The sequence below is a fragment of the Streptomyces sp. NBC_01235 genome, from assembly GCF_035989285.1.
Taxonomy (GTDB): domain Bacteria; phylum Actinomycetota; class Actinomycetes; order Streptomycetales; family Streptomycetaceae; genus Streptomyces.
In genome coordinates, this window is the sequence record NZ_CP108513.1 from 4,668,881 (window position 1) to 4,683,779 (window position 14,899).

11 protein-coding genes are annotated in these 14,899 nt (G+C 71.9%); 4 read left to right on the forward strand and 7 right to left on the reverse strand.

The window, feature by feature from the left end:
- Positions 1 to 64: 64 nt before the first annotated feature.
- From OG289_RS20580 to OG289_RS20595, 4 genes are all read right to left on the reverse strand, one after another.
- Positions 65 to 235 carry a Trm112 family protein gene (locus tag OG289_RS20580; protein WP_190149712.1) on the reverse strand — a complete coding sequence of 57 codons (171 nt, stop codon included), beginning with the start codon at positions 233 to 235 and terminating at the stop codon, positions 65 to 67.
- 538 nt (positions 236 to 773) lie between these two features.
- Complete coding sequence (locus tag OG289_RS20585; RefSeq protein ID WP_327315489.1) at positions 774 to 2,138, reverse strand: phosphomannomutase/phosphoglucomutase; 1,365 nt, start codon at positions 2,136 to 2,138, stop codon at positions 774 to 776.
- A gap of 146 nt (positions 2,139 to 2,284) precedes the next feature.
- Positions 2,285 to 3,901 carry an L-lactate permease gene (locus OG289_RS20590; RefSeq protein ID WP_327315490.1) on the reverse strand — a complete coding sequence of 539 codons (1,617 nt, stop codon included), beginning with the start codon at positions 3,899 to 3,901 and terminating at the stop codon, positions 2,285 to 2,287.
- Positions 3,902 to 4,065: 164 nt separating this feature from the next.
- Positions 4,066 to 4,485: a DUF3499 domain-containing protein gene (locus OG289_RS20595; protein ID WP_327315491.1), complete on the reverse strand. Its 420-nt coding sequence runs from the start codon at positions 4,483 to 4,485 to the stop codon at positions 4,066 to 4,068.
- 363 nt (positions 4,486 to 4,848) lie between these two features.
- Here OG289_RS20595 and OG289_RS20600 point away from each other — a divergent pair, with 363 nt between their 5' ends.
- Complete coding sequence (locus OG289_RS20600) at positions 4,849 to 5,229, forward strand: metallopeptidase family protein (RefSeq protein WP_327315492.1); 381 nt, start codon at positions 4,849 to 4,851, stop codon at positions 5,227 to 5,229.
- Positions 5,230 to 5,345: 116 nt separating this feature from the next.
- On the opposite strand, the gene OG289_RS20605 is transcribed toward OG289_RS20600, so the two are convergent.
- From OG289_RS20605 to OG289_RS20615, 3 genes are all read right to left on the reverse strand, one after another.
- Positions 5,346 to 6,872, reverse strand: a complete 1,527-nt coding sequence (locus tag OG289_RS20605) for a DUF5719 family protein (protein ID WP_327315493.1) — start codon at positions 6,870 to 6,872, stop codon at positions 5,346 to 5,348.
- Positions 6,869 to 10,552: a glycosyltransferase family 2 protein gene (locus OG289_RS20610; protein WP_327315494.1), complete on the reverse strand. Its 3,684-nt coding sequence runs from the start codon at positions 10,550 to 10,552 to the stop codon at positions 6,869 to 6,871. The genes OG289_RS20605 and OG289_RS20610 overlap by 4 nt, the downstream gene beginning before the upstream one ends.
- Positions 10,553 to 10,784: 232 nt before the next feature.
- Entirely contained in the window at positions 10,785 to 11,054 is a 270-nt protein-coding gene (locus tag OG289_RS20615) for a WhiB family transcriptional regulator (protein ID WP_069768511.1), read from the reverse strand.
- Between the two features lie 734 nt (positions 11,055 to 11,788).
- Here OG289_RS20615 and OG289_RS20620 point away from each other — a divergent pair.
- The 3 genes from OG289_RS20620 (at position 11,789) to OG289_RS20630 (ending at position 14,698) form a co-directional block, all read left to right on the forward strand.
- Positions 11,789 to 12,298 (forward strand): cysteine dioxygenase, encoded by a 510-nt coding sequence (locus OG289_RS20620; protein ID WP_327315495.1) that lies wholly within the window; start codon positions 11,789 to 11,791, stop codon positions 12,296 to 12,298.
- A gap of 124 nt (positions 12,299 to 12,422) precedes the next feature.
- Positions 12,423 to 13,382 carry a 2-phospho-L-lactate transferase gene (cofD, locus tag OG289_RS20625; RefSeq protein WP_327315496.1) on the forward strand — a complete coding sequence of 320 codons (960 nt, stop codon included), beginning with the start codon at positions 12,423 to 12,425 and terminating at the stop codon, positions 13,380 to 13,382.
- Positions 13,379 to 14,698 (forward strand): coenzyme F420-0:L-glutamate ligase, encoded by a 1,320-nt coding sequence (locus OG289_RS20630; RefSeq protein WP_327315497.1) that lies wholly within the window; start codon positions 13,379 to 13,381, stop codon positions 14,696 to 14,698. Before cofD ends, OG289_RS20630 begins: the two co-directional genes overlap by 4 nt.
- Positions 14,699 to 14,899: the final 201 nt, after the last annotated feature.

The window sequence follows — 14,899 nt, forward strand, 5'->3', positions numbered from 1 at the left end:
TCGGGTGGGGCGCGGTCACGCAGTACCCGGTGCGCAGTACCCGTGTGCGGGACGCGGTGCGCGGTTACGCGGGGTGGCGGGCCTCGTCGACGAGGAGGACGGGGATGCCGTCGCGGACGGGGTACGCCAGACCGCAGTCCTGGCCTGTGCAGATCAGCTCTGTGTCCTGCTCCTTGAGGGGGGCGTGGCAGGCGGGGCAGGCGAGGATCTCCAGGAGGCCGGCTTCGAGCGGCATGGGGGTTTCCCTTCGGGGTGGGCGGGTGTGTGGTGTGCTGTGCGGATGTGCCTGGTCAGGGTACCGCTGGTGGGGGTGGGGTGCCGGGGGTTGGTGGGACGGGGTGGGGGCGGGTGGGGTGGGGCTGGTGGTCGGCGGGTGGGGGTGGGCGTGGTGGGGTTTCGCCCCCGCCGCCCTTACCCATTCCCATCCCCAGGGGCTCCGCCCCTTCGACCCCACAAGGGGCGCCGCCCCTGCACCCCGCCGGGGACTACGCCCCCTGGGCCCCTTACGGGGCTGACGCCCCGGGCCCCGGACGGGCTACATGTCCTGGACGCCTCATGAGCCGCATACCCGGTCCCTGTCACGGGGCTGTCTCCCCTTGCCCCCCCTCGCGGAGTTGTACCCGCTCGTCCCTCACGGGGTTGCGTCCGCTGGAGTCCCTACGGGGTTGCGTCCGCTGAGTCGTCCCCCACCCCCGCGGCCGTCGCCACAGTGTTCGTTCGGCGGGCCCGTCTCCTCGGGCTCGGCAGGGGTGAGCCGGCCCTCGGCTGGGGACTCAGGAGCGGATGATGCTCAGGGCTTCGTCGCGGATTTTGGTCATCGTCCGTTCGTCGCGGGCTTCTGCGTTGAGGCGGAGGAGGGGTTCTGTATTGGAGGGACGGACGTTGAACCACCAGTCGGTGGACGAGACGGTGAGGCCGTCCAGTTCGTCCAGGGTGACGTCCTCGCGGTGGCCGTACGCCGCCTTGATCGCGGCGATGCGGCCGGCCTGGTCGGCGACCGTGGAGTTGATCTCGCCGGAGCCGGTGTAGCGGTCGTATGCGGAGACCAGGGAGGAGAGGGGGCCTTCCTGGCCGCCGAGGGCTGCGAGGACGTGGAGGGCGGCCAGCATGCCGGTGTCGGCGTTCCAGAAGTCCTTGAAGTAGTAGTGGGCGGAGTGTTCGCCGCCGAAGATCGCGCCGGAGCGGGCCATCTCCGCCTTGATGAAGGAATGGCCCACGCGGGTGCGGACGGGGGTGCCCCCGTGTTCGCGCACCACCTCCGGGACGGTCCAGGAGGTGATCAGGTTGTGGATGATCGTGCCCTTGCCGCCGTTGCGCGCGAGTTCGCGTGCGGCGACCAGGGCCGTGATCGCGGACGGGGAGACAGGTTCGCCCCGTTCGTCGACGACGAAGCAGCGGTCGGCGTCTCCGTCGAAGGCGAGGCCGAGGTCGGCGCCCTCTTCGCGGACGCGCTTCTGGAGATCCACGAGGTTCGCCGGGTCCAGGGGGTTGGCCTCGTGGTTGGGGAAGGTGCCGTCCAGCTCGAAGTACATGGGGACGAGGGTCAGGGGCAGACCCTCGAAGACCGTGGGAACGGTGTGGCCGCCCATGCCGTTGCCCGCGTCGACCACGACCTTCAGGGGGCGGATGGAGGTCAGGTCGACGAGGGCGCGAAGGTGCGCCGCGTAATCCTTCAACGTGTCGGTCCGGGAGATCGTTCCCGGGTGCGCCGCGGCTTCGGGGGCGCCCGTGTCCGTCCAGCGTTCCGCCAGCTCGCGGATCTCCGTCAGGCCCGTGTCCTGGCCGACGGGGGCGGCGCCCGCGCGGCACAGCTTGATGCCGTTGTACTGGGCCGGGTTGTGAGAGGCCGTGAACATGGCGCCGGGGAGGTTCAGCGCGCCCGAGGCGTAGTACAGCTGGTCCGTGGAGCACAGGCCGATCTCGGTGACGTCCACGCCGAGTGCCGCTGCGCCGCGCGCGAAGGCGCCGGTGAGGCCGGGCGAGGAGGGGCGCATGTCGTGGCCGACGACGATCGCCTCGGCGCTGGTCACCCGCGCGAAGGCCGCCCCGAAGAGCTCGGCCAGCGACTCGTCCCACTGGTCCGGGACCACCCCGCGTACGTCGTACGCCTTCACGATCTGTGACAGATCAGCAGCCACGGCCAACCTTCCTGAAGTCCCTGGAGTCCTGCGGGTCACCACAAACTACCCGGGCCGGTTCGCCGTCCGCTGTGCGGCCGCCGAGTGGACCCGCGGACGTATCCGTGTAGCCGTCGTGTGGCCGTCGTCCGAGGTGGGAGCTGTGGCTAGGGCAGCATCCAGTCCAGCACCGGTGAGCTCTGGCCGACGACGATCAGGCACATCACCAGGAGCAGTCCCAGGCTCCACGGGAGCACCTTGCGCAACAGGTCGCCCTCCCGGCCGGCGAGGCCGACGGCGGCGCAGGCGATGGTGAGGTTCTGTGGCGAGATCATCTTGCCGAGGACGCCGCCCGAGCTGTTGGCGGCGGCCAGCAGTTCCGGGGACAGGCCCGACTCGCGGGCCGCGGTGACCTGGAGGGCGCCGAAGAGCGCGTTGGCGGAGGTGTCCGAGCCGGAGACGGCGACGCCGAACCAGCCCAGTACCGGTGACAGGAAGGCGAGGCCCGCGCCGGCCGCAGCCACGAAGTGGCCGATGGTGGCGGCCTGTCCGGAGAGGTTCATGACGTAGGCGAGGGCCAGGACGGAGGTCACGGTGAGGATCGCGTACCTCAACTCGTGCACTGTCGCGGCCCATTCCTTCAGCGCCACGCGCGCGTGCACGCCCAGTACGGCCGCGGTGCCGATCCCGGCCAGCAGGACGAGCGTGCCGCCCGTCGAGACGACGGGCCAGGTGAAGACGTTGCCGCCGACCGGTGCCCCGTCGGGGTTCACGACGTTCAGGAAGGGCCAGTCGTAGGTCCGGGTGGCCTGGGCGAGCCAGTCCTTGACCGCGGGGATCTGGGCCACGGAGAAGACGATGACGATCAGCGCGTAGGGGGTGTAGGCGCGCACGGTCTCGGCGCGTGGGTCCCTTTTGTCCAACTCCTCGGTACGCGTGCCCGTGAGCACGGACGCGCGCACCGCTTCGGGGGCGGGCACGCGCGCGTGCGGTACGGCGACCAGAGCGGCTGCGCCCGCCAAGGCGGCGCCGATGTCGGCGAGTTGGGCGGAGACGTAGTTGGAGGCGGCGAACTGGGCTACGGCGAAGGCGGTTCCGCAGGCCAGGGCCGGAACCCAGGTCTCGCGCAGGCCTCGTCGGCCGTCCACCAGGCCGACCAGGACGAGCGGTACGACGAGGGCGAGCAGCGGGGTCTGACGGCCCACCACGGAGGCCACGGTGTCCAGCGGCAGGCCGGTGACCTGGGCCAGTGTCACGACGGGGGTGCCCATGGCGCCGAAGGCGACGGGTGCGGTGTTGGCGACGAGGGAGACGACGGCCGCGCGGACGGGGTCGAAGCCGAGGGCGACGAGCATGACCGAGCAGATCGCCACGGGGGCGCCGAACCCGGCGAGCGCCTCCAGGAGGGCGCCGAAGCAGAAGGCGACGACGAGAGCCTGGATGCGAGGGTCGTCGGAGAGGCGGCCGAAGGAGCGGCGCAGGACGTCGAAGTGGCGGGTGCGGACGGTCATCCGGTACACCCACAGGGCGTTGACGACGATCCACAGGATGGGGAAGAGCCCGAAGGCGGCTCCCTGGGCGGCGCTGGAGAGCGTCTGGCCCACGGGCATGCCGTATGCGAGGCGGGCGACCAGAACGGCCGCCAGGAGGCCGGTCAGGCCCGCCAGGTGGGCTTTGAGGCGGACGCCGCCGAGCAGGACCAGGACGATCACGAGGGGCAGGGCCGCGACGAGGGCGGACAGGCCGAGCGAGCCGGCGACGGGTTCACGTTCCTGGACGTACACGGGCGCCCCCGATCCCGATCACGTTTCCGGTCACGTTTCCGTCATGCGGAAAGCGATGTCTCGTTTCACGGCTGAACGGAATGGTCGTGTCCGCGACAACGGAACGTCAATGGGTGTGCGTAGGTCCGTGCGGGACGGGAGGGGACCTGAGGGGTGGTTACCGGTCAGTTGTCCGGTGAGCGCAGCACCCGCAGGTGGCCGCGGCGTGCGACCTCCATCGGGTCCGCCGTGCGTCCGCCGCCGGCCCCGGCCGCGCGTTGCTGCGGGCGGGCCGCCTCGCGGACGGCGTTGGCAAGCGCTTCCAGGTCGTCACCGCTGGGCCGCGCGGGAGCCGAACTGTCGAGCAGCCGGACGACCTCCCAGCCGCGCGGGGCGGTGAGGCGCTCGGAGTGCTCGGCGCACAGGTCGTAGCAGTGGGGTTCGGCGTAGGTGGCGAGCGGGCCGAGGACCGCGGTCGAGTCGGCGTAGACGTACGTCAGCGTCGCGACGGCGGGTCGGCCGCAGGCGGTTCGCGAACAGCGACGTACAGGGCTCACGACGTTGGACGGTACCGCACTCTTGAGCGGGCCGCGACGACTCTCCACCAGGTCACTCCACCGTGTCGTGTTGTGAAACGCCCCACGCGCCACTCCAGTCATACCCCGCTGACCTGCGCGAACACCAGCCATTAAACGAAGGAAGACCACGACCTGCCGTCATCACTCGGCACAAACGGCATCAATTGCCATGAGTTCGCCGGTCTGGGAGAGATACGGAATCGAGCCCAACCTTGGCTGGAATGGTCATCCCCCGACATGCGGTGCACGGCGGCCGACGGCCGCCCGTATGCCGTGCGGTGCCGGGCACCGGGTCGCGGCGGGGACTACGCTTCAGTAGTGATGGACAGCCCCGTACCGCCCCCCGCCGCAGGCCCCGGCCCCCGTCGTCGTGATCGCCACGGCCGGGGTATGCGGGGGCCGATCGCGCCGCCCCAGGTGCCGTTGGCCGCCAGCCGTGCGGACGTGTTCGCCGATCTCGTGCAGGACTCCGTGGAGCGGCTGGAGCGGCGGTGGCCACAGCTCGCCGACATCGACTTCATGGTGCTGGAGGTGCCACGCCTGGACGCGACCCCGGAGCCGTGGAACGACGAGGCCGTCCCGTTGGGCGGGGCGGTTCCCGCGCGCGAGGGGCGGCGGGCGCGCGTCGTCGTCTACCGGCGACCGGTGGAGATCCGCACCAAGGGGCGTGACGAGCGGGCCGCGTTGGTGCACGAGGTGGTCGTGGAGCAGGTCGCGGAGCTGCTGGGGCTGACTCCCGAGACGGTGGATCCGCGCTACGGCGAGGACTGAGCGCCGCCCGCCCCTGTGCCCCTCCTCCGCCCCTCTTCCGGGGTACCTCCGCAGCCCTTTCGGCTCACCGCGGTGTCCGCCGACTCCTGCTTGCCCGTGCTGCTCACTTCCGCTGCCTACTTCTGCAGCACCGCGACGTCCTCGTCGGCCTGCGGTACGGCCACCGTGCCCCGGTCGTCCGGCAGAGTCTGGATCGTGAAGCCGGGGACGCCCTCCTGCGTGACCGCCAGGGTGCGCGAGGCGTAGACGGGGGTGTCCGTGAGGGGTTCCACGGTCAGCGCGTAGGTGCCCTTCAGGCCGGTGGGGACGGGGAGTTCGACGTTCTGGGTGGTACCGGCCCTGACCGTGTACGTCTTGGACACGGCCGTGCCCCCGCCGCTGCCCGCGGACGCGGTGACCTTGACCTTGGCGGTGCCCTTGGGGGCCGTCAGGGAGAGGGTGGAGCCCTTGGCGCTGTTGTCGGCGACGGTCGCGCGCGTGCCGACGGGCGCGGTGGCGGGGATGAACGCCGACTCCTGCTTGTCGCCCTTGCCGCGCAGGACCCGTACGGCCGCGACGACGGGCACCGACGAGCCCGTCGGGGTCAGCACCAGGGAACCCGCCTCCCCGCGCGTGACGTCGCCGAGGTCGACCGAGGTCGTCATGCCCGCCTTGATGTGCAGCGTCTCGTGTCCGGCGGGTGTGATCAGCCCTGAGGGGGAGGCGAGTTGGACCTTCAGGTCGGCGTCGGCCTCACCCGGCGCGTAGGCGACGAGACGGACGGCCGTGGCGTCCTTGGGGATGCCGGGGATGACCTGGCTGCCCGCCGGGTCGGTGGAGGCGGCCAGCCAGTCGCCGCCGAGCTTCTCGTCCAGGGCCTGTACGGCGGCCCCCACGCGGCCGCTGCGGACGTTGACGTGGACCGTGAGGTCCTCCTGCTTCTCGGCGGTGAGCGTGGACAGCAGGATCGGCTCACTGGAGTGTGCCGGGACCGTGATGCCCTCCCCCACCGTGGTGGCGAGGGCGCCGGCCTTGCCATGGAGCTCGAGGTCGACGACGGCGGCGGAGTCGTCCGGGTTGGTGAGGTGGACGTAGTCCGTGCGGTCGGCGAGCGTGCTGACGCCCGGGAACCAGAACTCGGTGTCCGGCGCGGTGCAGCTGACGCCCTGCAGGCCGCGGCCGCTGCCGGCGGCGACCTCCGTGGTCTCCTGGACGGTCCAGCCGGGCGCGAACTTCCCCTCGGCGGTGCCCAGGAGCGCGGGCGCGGCGCCACCCGTGGTGTCGCCGACGGCCGGGGTGCCGGGCGCCTTGGGCGTGACGACGGGCTTCGCGGCCGTCTTCTTCTTGGCGCTCGCCTTGCCACTCGCCTTGCCGCTCGGCGCGTTGCCCGCGGCGTCCGCCGACTTCTCGGTGGCGGCCTCGAGTTCGGCCGAGCCGTCGCCGCTCGTGCCCTTGGTGACAGGCGTGAACGACGTGTACGACGTCTCGGCGAGGTCGGAGGTGCTGGGCGAGGGGCACAGCAGGCTGGTGCGCTCCACGGGCAGTTCGGCGGCCGCCTTGGCGGCGTCCGGGCCGGCGGCGTCCGGCTGGCTGAGCGTGGCGAACCCCGTGACGGCGGCGAGTGCGGCCGTGCCGGCGATCAGGGACAAGGTGGTGCGGTTCACTGCTGGCTCCCGTCGGGGCGCTCACTGCCGGTGCCGTGGGGGTGCTCGGCCGGGTCGTAGGCGGGGTCGTAGCCGCCCTGGCCGTAGGCCGTCGGGTCGTAGCCCTGCTGCTGGTAGTTCGGGTCGTACGGCGCCTGCTGGGCCTGGCCGTCGTAGGAGTACGGGTCGTAGTGGCCGGCCTGGTAGGGGTCGTAGGACTGCTGGTCGTAGCCGCCCGCCGGGTACTGCTGGGTGTTCTGGTACTGCTCGCCCGTGTAACCGCCGTACTCGGCGCCCTGGTAGCTCGCCTGGTCCCACTCGCCGTAGCCCTGCTGCTGCGGGACCGCGACGGGTACCTGCTCCTCCTGCACAGGAGCGGGGAACTCCCCGCCCTGGCCGGGCTCTTCGGTCTCCGTCTCGGCTTCGGCCTGGGCGCGCAGGCGGCGGGCTCGGCGGCCCTCGCCCTCGGTGGCCTGGGCGGGGATCGGCTCCTCCTCGGGGAGGTCGTCGTCGACATCGCGGCGGCGGCCGGGGAGGGCGAGGACGACCAGGACGAGGGCGAGGAAGCCCTGCGCCCACAGCCAGGCGGTGTGGGTGAACGGGTCGTCGTAGGTGACGTCCAGTTTCCCGCCGGAGGCGGGGAGTTCGAAGCCCTGGGCCCAGCCGTCGACGGTGGTGGGGGTGAGCGGCTTGCCGTCGAGGGTGGCCGTCCAGCCGTCGGCGGCGGCGTCGGCCAGGCGCAGGACGCGGTTGCCGGAACCGTCGGGGACGGTGGTGTGGATGTCAACGGGGCCCGCGGCGACCGGGGTTACCGCGCCCTTGCCGGAGTCGGCGACGACGGCCGCGCGGGAGACCTCCTGGTCGACCCGCCACAGGGCGCTGCCGTCCTGCTGGCTGAGCCGTTTCAGGCCGGGGGTGGCGTCCAGGACACGGGTGACCTCGCGGGGGGCGCCCTTGTGGACGAGGAGGTAGCCCACGGCGAACTTGCCGAGCTGGTCGGCCTGGTCGGCGCCGGAGCCGGCGACGAGGTTGGCGACGATCTTGTCGAGCTGCTTGTTCTCTCCGTCGGCCGCGGCGAGTTCGGCGTCGCCGAGGCGGGCGCCGGAGCCGCGGACCAGCATGTAGCCGACGTGGGCGGTGGAGTCGCTGTCGAGGACGAGGGTGCGGGCCTGGTCGCGGTTGCCGGCCTCCTCGGCGACGAACGCGGGCACCTGTACGGGGTCGCGGCGCTCCAGGGGGCCGTCGGCGCCGCCGATCATCCAGCCGGCGGCGACGAGCAGCGGGCCCGCGGCCGAGGCGAAGGCGATGAGGACGGCGACCGGCTGGCGCCAGCCGAAGCTCTGCTCGGCGACACGGGTGCGTGCCCCGTCGGCGCCGATGACGGCGGCGGCGAGGAGGGCGATGCCGTAGACGAGGGTGGCGGGGCCGGCCCAGGTGGAGCTGTTGGACAGGACCGCGAAGACGAGGCCCACCAGGGCGACCGCCCAGGCCGCCCAGACTCCGAAGTGGCGCTCGGAGCGCAGCAGGGCGGCCAGCGCGGCCAGCACGATGCCGATGAGCATCAGGCCGTCGACGGTGCCGGGGCCGCCGGGACTGGCGCCTAGCAGCTCGAGCGCGGTGGCGGTCGACGGGCCGTAGTCGAGGCCCGCCTGGGTGAAGAAGCCGAACGGCAGCAGGGACAGCGACCAGGGCGCGAGGATCAGCAGGGGTGTGCCCAGCTGGGCCAGGAAGCGCAGGCCGTAGGCGGTGATCTCGCGGCGGCGCACGGCCAGGACCGCGAGGCCGAGGACGAGGGCGATGGGCCAGACGATCGGTGTGAACGCGGTGGTGATCGTCAGCAGCAGCGCGTACGCCCAGGTCGCTCGCCAGCTGCCGCGGGCGCCGGAGGCATGCGTCAGGCCGCTCGCGGCGACGCCCGCGCGGGCGATGAGCGGCAGCAGGACGGCCAGGACGGCGGTGCCGACACGGCCGCCCGCGAGGGCGCCGGTGGCGGCGGGCAGGAAGGCGTAGACGACGGCCGCCCACGCGCGCAGGAGGCGCGATTCGACGAGCGGACGGGAGGCGAAGTAGGCGGTGAAGCCGGCCAGTGGCACCGAGCAGACGAGCAGCACGGTGAGGGCGAGGCCGGTCGAGCCGAGCAGCAGGGTGGCCAGCGCCGCGATCATCGCGAGGTAGGGCGGGGCGGCCGGGGTGCCGCCCGCGCCGACCGGATGCCAGGCGTCGAGGTAGCGCGACCACAGCTCGGAGGCGTCGGCCGGGGCGGGCAGCAGGGCGCCGCCCGCGAGCGCGCCGCCGCCGAGGAGGTTGCGGCAGGCGACAAGGGAGACCAGCAGAAGGACCAGGAAGAGCACCGGCCCGGGTTTGCGGGCGACGCGCTTGAGGCGGGCGAACTGCTCGATCTCCAGGAAGTCGGCGTCGTCGCCGCCGGGTCCGGACTCGACGGCGCCGCCGTGCCGGCCCGCGCCGGAGGTGGCCTCGGGGTCGGAGGAGCCGAAGAGGTCTCCGGCGACCTGTTCGACGGTGGCCCGCACGGTCGCGCCCGGCGGCGGGAACAGAGGACGCAGTTCGTCCTTGTCGACCGTCGGCTTCCCGCGGCTGCGCCGCCCGGCGATGATCCGCTCGGGTCGCAGCAGGGTGCCCAGCAGGCCGCGGATCTCGTCGACGGCCTGCCCGGGGACCTTGCCGACGAGGTAGGCGACCGTGCGAAGCAGCGTGCCTAGGACCAGGCGCACCAGGATCCAGGGCAGCAGGGCCGTGCGGCTGTTGACGAGGAGGGTGTAGACGGCGCCGGCCTTGTCGACCTTGTGCGGGGAGGCGCTGGTGCGGCCCACGCAGTCGACGGTGCGGCGCTCCCGGGAGGCGGCCTCGGCGTGCCGTACGACGGCCTCGGGGGCGATGAGGACGCGGTGCCCGGCGGCCTGCGCGCGCCAGCACAGGTCGACGTCGTCGCGCATCAGGGGCAGACGGCGGTCGAAGCCGCCGAGCTGTTCGAAGACGTCGCGGCGGATCAGCATGCCGGCGGTGGACACGGACAGCACGGACCGGACGTGGTCGTGCTGGCCCTGGTCCTGTTCTCGGCGGTCCAGGCCGGTCCAGCGGCGGCCGGAGTGGGCGATGGTGACGCCGACCTCGAGGAGCTGGCGGCGGTCGTACCAGCCGCGGAGCTTGGGGCCGACGACCGCCACGTCGTCACGGCCGAGTTCGAGTTCGTTCTCCACCACGCGCAGCAGTTCCGCCAGCGCGTGCGGTTCGGGGGCGCAGTCGTCGTGCAGCAGCCACAGCCACTGGACGGGCTCTCCGTGCGGGAGCTCCGGCAGGTCGTAGGCGTCGTCGCGCCACGTGCGCGTGACGGGGTCCCAGCCGCTGGGGCGCTTCAGGTACGGCAGTTCCTCGGGGGTGAGGACCGGGGCCGTGCGGTTGGCCTCCTCGACGGCCTGGCCGAAACCTGTGCGCCGGGCGAGGTGCAGGACGCGGTCGTCACCGAGGGCGTCGGCGACCAGCTGCGCGGAGGCGTCCGAGCTGCCGGTGTCGGCGGCCATGACGGACTGGACGGGGCGCTCCTGACCGAGCAGCCCGGCGAGCGCGTCGGGCAGCCAGCGGGCACCGTCGTGGGAGACGATCACCGCGGTCACTACATGACGCGGGAACTCAGGTGTGGCAGCGCTGTCTTGATGGGCTGCCGTGTGGCTGTGCACGGACATCGAGGTACGGGCCCCGGTTCGCTGGACTGCGGTGGACGCCTGCGCCGCGTGGGAGCGGCGGGGTGTCTCGGACGAGCGCCCACACTATCGGCTGGGCAGGACGACGGCCCGCCGCCTGTGGACAACCCACCTGCAACGGGCCGTGGGGCCTGTGCGGATGCACCTTTGTGCAGGTACCTCTGTCGTGCGTGCACCTCATGATGCGCGTGTACCTCTGTGGAGCGGGCGGTTCTCAGACCGCCGCCTTCTTCAGCCGACGGCGCTCCCGCTCGGACAGACCGCCCCAGATGCCGAATCTCTCGTCGTTGGAGAGGGCGTACTCGAGGCATTCGGAGCGGACCTCGCAGGCGAGGCAGACCTTCTTGGCCTCGCGGGTGGAGCCGCCCTTCTCGGGGAAGAAGGACTCGGGATCGGTCTGGGCGCACAGCGCGCGCTCCTGCCAGCCGAGTTCCTCGTCCGCGTCGTCGACGTCGACCAGCAGTTGCTGCACCAGCTCGGTCATGTGCGCCCCTCGCTCTGTCTTTCGCGTCCCCGTGACCTGGCCGTTACCGATTTCGGCTGAACGACACGAGTGAAATTACAAGTGTGCTGCTCCGGGCGAGTCAAGCCGAGATCTGCTATTGGGCCCCTTATTCACTCTGCGGAACCAAGGCCATGCAGTAAGTGTTCAAATCGCCATAAACCTTGACAAGCAGATGAAGCCCCGGAGGACCACCGGCCCCGCACAGCGCTTGTACGAGGTAGGACGCCCAGAGGTTCGATCCCGTTGCGGCACGCGCGCGGAAGCGAACCGGACCACAGTCGGATCACGAAATCGCCACGAGGCTTGCGCGCCCGGCTTGTGCGCCATGTGTCCCGAAGGGTGCGTGCACAAACCTTTCACCTCGCAGATGGACCGGATGAGGTGAACCATGTCCCACATACCGGGCGTCGAGTTGACAGTGAAGGTGTGAACCGCTGTCCTTGTGGGCATGCTCGCGAACTTGGCACTCACCTCGACCGGCTCCGCCGGGTCCCACGGTGCTGCCCGCGCTCGCTGTAGCTGTTGTCGTTGTTCCAGCTGTTGAGCCAACCGCGCTCCGGCTGCTCCTCCTGAGTCCACCGCGACTCGGCTGCTGTCTCCCCTTGGCCCGCACCAGGCGTCCCCGCTCCACCCGTGATCCGGGCGGACGGTACACGACACCCAGGTCGGCCCCCACTCCTTCCGCCTCTTCCGCCGAGGAACCACCGCACCCCATGAACAGCGACAGCGACCTCCAGATCGCGGGCGACATCCTCGAAGTCCCGCACCTCCTCCAGGCACCGCGCGAGCACCCGGCCACCGTCGCCGAGTTCGCCGGCCTGGCCCGCTCCATCGCCGCCGACCGTGCCCAGTGGGAGCACCTGGTCCGGTACGACGCCACGACCCGCTGGTACCACCGGCTGCGCACCGGACCCGGCTACGAGGTGTGGCTGCTGTCCTGGGTGCCCGGCCAGGGCAGCGGGCTGCACGACCACGGCCCCTCCTCCGGTGTCGTCACCGTCCTGGACGGCGAGCTGACCGAGCGCACCGAACGCGGCAAGCGGGCGCTGGGGGCGGGGGCGCAGCGGGTGTTCGCGCCGGGGTACGTGCACGAGGTCGTCAACGACGCGCTGGAGTCGGCGGTGAGCCTGCACGTGTACTTCCCCGGCCTGACGGAGATGCCCATGCACACCGCGTGCGCGGCCCTCGACTCCCACGAACAGGCGGACGCCGTCAGCGCGTAGAGCTCCGGCGGACAGCGCCGTGACGGCCACCCTCTGCTCTTACGGGTGAGCGGGTTGTCCACAAGGGGGCGGTTGTCCACAACCGGCCGTCGCGGTGTCGTAGCCGCCTGCAAGACTTGCTCTCATGCGCATTGTGGTTCTGGCAGGCGGCATCGGCGGTGCCCGGTTCCTGCGCGGTCTGAGGCAGGCCGTGCCGGACGCGGACATCACCGTCATCGGCAACACCGGCGACGACATCCATCTCTTCGGGCTGAAGGTCTGCCCGGACCTCGACACGGTGATGTACACGCTCGGCGGCGGCATCAACGAGGAACAGGGCTGGGGTCGGGCCGAGGAGACCTTCCACCTGAAGGAGGAGCTCGCGGCGTACGGCGCCGGTCCCGGATGGTTCGGGCTGGGCGACCGGGACTTCGCCACGCACATCGTGCGGACGCAGATGATCGGCGCCGGGTATCCGCTGAGCGCGGTGACCGAGGCGCTGTGCGACCGGTGGAAGCCGGGGGTGCGGTTGATCCCGATGACGGACGATCGTGTCGAGACGCATGTGGCCGTCGAGGTCGACGGTGAGCGCAAGGCCGTGCACTTCCAGGAGTACTGGGTGCGGCTGAGGGCGTCGGTGCCGGCTGAGGCGGTCGTGCCCGTCGGCGCCGAACAGGCGAAGCCCGCGCCCGGGGTGCTGGAGGCGATCGCGGAGGCGGACGTGGTGCTCTTCCCGCCGTCGAACCCGGTCGTCTCCGTCGGCACGATCCTCGCCGTGCCCGGCATCCGCGAGGCGATCGCCGAGGCCGGAGTGCCGGTGGTGGGCCTGTCCCCCATCGTCGGGGACGCTCCGGTACGCGGCATGGCCGACAAGGTGCTCGCGGCGGTCGGCGTGGAGTCGACGGCCGCGGCGGTGGCCGAGCACTACGGCCCGGGACTGCTCGACGGCTGGCTCGTCGACACCGTGGACGCGGGCACGGTGGAGCGGGTCGAGGCGGCCGGGATCCGGTGCCGGGCCGTTCCGCTGATGATGAGCGACCTCGACGCGACCGCGCAGATGGCTCGGGAGGCGTTGAAGCTGGCGGAGGAGGTGCGGGGGGCATGAGCGGATCCGTCGAGAACGGTTACCGGGTCTGGGCCGTGGGCGGGCTGCCCGAGGTGCAGGCCGGGGACGACCTGGCCAAGCTGATCGCCGCCGCCGAGCCGGGGCTCGTCGACGGGGACGTGCTGCTCGTCACTTCGAAGGTCGTCTCCAAGGCGGAGGGGCGGGTCGTCCGGGCGGAGGACCGGGAGGCCGCCATCGACGCCGAGACCGTACGGGTCGTGGCCCGGCGCGGGGCGCTGCGGATCGTCGAGAACCGGCAGGGACTGGTGATGGCCGCAGCGGGCGTGGACGCCTCCAACACCCCTTCTGGGACTGTGCTGTTGCTGCCCGAGGACCCGGACGCTTCGGCGCGGGCGGTGCGGGACGGGCTGCGGGACGAGCTCGGCGTCGACGTCGGGGTCGTCGTCACCGACACCTTCGGGCGTCCGTGGCGCGCGGGGCTGACGGATGTGGCGATCGGCGCCGCCGGAGTACGGGTGCTGGACGATCTGCGCGGGGGCACGGACTCGTACGGCAATCCACTGAGCGCGACGGTCGTCGCCACGGCGGACGAGCTGGCCGCCGCGGGGGACCTGGTGAAGGGGAAGGCGGCCGGGCTGCCCGTGGCTGTGGTGCGGGGGCTGGGGCATGTCGTCGTGACCGAGGACGACGGGGAGGCGGAGGGCGCGCGGTCCATGGTGCGGGTGGCGCGCGACGACATGTTCCGGCTCGGGACGTCCGAGGCCGTGCGGCTGGCGGTCACTCAGCGGCGGACCGTGCGCACCTTCACCGACGAGCCGGTCGACCCCGGAGCGGTACGGAGAGCAGTGGCGGCGGCCGTCACGGCGCCGGCGCCGCATCACACGACACCGTGGCGGTTCGTGCTGCTGGAGTCGGAGGAGTCGAGGGTTCGGCTGCTGGACGCCATGCGGGACGCGTGGATCACGGATCTGCGGCGGGACGGGAAGTCCGAGGAGTCCATCGCCAAGCGGGTGCGGCGGGGGGACGTCCTGCGCAACGCGCCCTATCTGGTGGTGCCGTGCCTGGTGATGGACGGCTCGCACACCTACGGGGACGCGCGGCGGGACGCTGCCGAGCGGGAGATGTTCGTGGTCGCGGCCGGGGCCGGTGTGCAGAACTTCCTGGTCGCGCTGGCCGGGGAGCGGCTGGGGTCCGCGTGGGTGTCGTCGACGATGTTCTGCCGTGACGTGGTGCGGGAAGTACTGGAGCTGCCGGAGGGGTGGGATCCGATGGGCGCGGTGGCGGTCGGGCACGCGGCTGAGGAACCTCGGGCTCGAGGGGAGCGGGAGGTGGGGGACTTTGTCGAGGTGCGGTGACGTTTGATGTCGGACGTTTGACGGCTGACGGCTGACGTTGGGTGGCTGACGGCTGACGGCTGACGTTGGGTGGCTGACGTTGGGTGGCTGACGGCTGGCGTTTTGGTGGCTGACGGCTGGCGTTTGGTGGCTGGCGGCTGACGTTTTGGTGGCTGGCGTCAGATGTCTGAGTGCTTCGCGTTTGGCGTTTGGCGTCTTCCG